Annotated in this window: 2 rRNA genes; both read left to right on the top strand. The window is 61.6% G+C overall.

The annotated features are described in order from the left end of the window. A 16S ribosomal RNA gene (locus PU704_RS19885) occupies positions 1-513 on the top strand; the annotation flags it as partial. 674 nt (positions 514-1,187) lie between these two features. Beyond that, positions 1,188-1,570 (top strand): 23S ribosomal RNA (locus tag PU704_RS19880); the annotation flags it as partial.

Raw genomic sequence — 1,570 nt, 5'->3', positions numbered from 1 at the left:
GTCGGTGGACAGGTGGTGCATGGTTGTCGTCAGCTCGTGTCGTGAGATGTTGGGTTAAGTCCCGCAACGAGCGCAACCCTCGTTCTATGTTGCCAGCACGTGATGGTGGGGACTCATAGGAGACTGCCGGGGTCAACTCGGAGGAAGGTGGGGATGACGTCAAATCATCATGCCCCTTATGTCTTGGGCTTCACGCATGCTACAATGGCCGGTACAAAGGGTTGCGATACTGTGAGGTGGAGCTAATCCCAAAAAGCCGGTCTCAGTTCGGATTGAGGTCTGCAACTCGACCTCATGAAGTCGGAGTCGCTAGTAATCGCAGATCAGCAACGCTGCGGTGAATACGTTCCCGGGCCTTGTACACACCGCCCGTCAAGTCACGAAAGTTGGTAACACCCGAAGCCGGTGGCCTAACCCCTTTGTGGGAGGGAGCCGTCGAAGGTGGGACTGGCGATTGGGACTAAGTCGTAACAAGGTAGCCGTACCGGAAGGTGCGGCTGGATCACCTCCTTTCTAAGGAGCCGTTGACTACCGTGTGGTGGTCGCCCCCGCTGGAGTGCCCGTTCGTGGTGCTGGTGGGGTGAGCTCATGGGTGGAATGTCAACGAGCAAGCGGCCGCGCCTCGTGTGCCGGTCGGGTTCTTCTTCAGTACCTGCGCTGCTGCGCCGGTGTCCTCTTCGGGGGGTGCCGGGCGGTGGGGTGGTGGAACGGTGGGGTCCGTGCCGGTGGGGGTGTGGTCCATGGCGCACTGTTGGGTCCTGAGACAACAGGGTCCTCGTGCTCTGTCGCTGCCGGTGCTGCTGTCGTCCCCTTCCGTGGGGGTGGTGGTGGCCGGGTGGCGGGGTGCGGGGGTGTGTTGGCTCTGAAATCGTCCCGGCGCTCCACCGGTGTGGTGGGCGGGTGCTGGTCCCCTTGGGGGTCCGGGGTCCGCCGAGCACACCAGGGTGTGGGGTGTGTGGGTTGTTGTTTGAGAACTGTATAGTGGACGCGAGCATCTTAAGAACGCCCGTGCCGTGTCCCTGGGTCGCTGCTTCGGTGGTGGGTCGGGGTGTGGTGCGGGGTGTTCGTGATTGATCGCCGCCAGGAACTGCGAGAGCGTCTGTGGCGCTGGTGCTGCTGCCTTCGGGTGGGGGTGCTGGTGGTGCGGTGCTGGTTGTGGTTGCTGGTCGGTGTGTTCTGTGATCATGTGGCAAGTTTTTAAGGGCGCACGGTGGATGCCTTGGCATCAGGAGCCGATGAAGGACGCGGTAATCTGCGATAAGCCTCGGGGAGCTGATAAACGAGCTGTGATCCGAGGGTCTCCGAATGGGGAAACCCCGCTGCGTGTTATGCGTGGTGACCCGTACCTGAATTCATAGGGTGCGTGGAGGGAACGTGGGGAAGTGAAACATCTCAGTACCCACAGGAAGAGAAAACAACAGTGATTCCGTCAGTAGTGGCGAGCGAACGCGGAAGAGGCCAAACCGATGGTGTGTGAGACCCGGCAGGGGTTGCATCATCGGGGTCGTGGGGCGTGTCGTCCCGGGTCTGCCGGCCCGGGCGTGTGAGTGCAGGGCGATAGTCGAACCGG

It is taken from the genome of Kocuria oceani, assembly GCF_029524215.1.
In the GTDB taxonomy this organism is placed as follows: Bacteria; Actinomycetota; Actinomycetes; order Actinomycetales; family Micrococcaceae; genus Kocuria; species Kocuria oceani.
The sequence above is the reverse complement of the archived record's forward strand: the minus strand, read 5'-3'. Positions and strand labels throughout refer to the sequence as shown.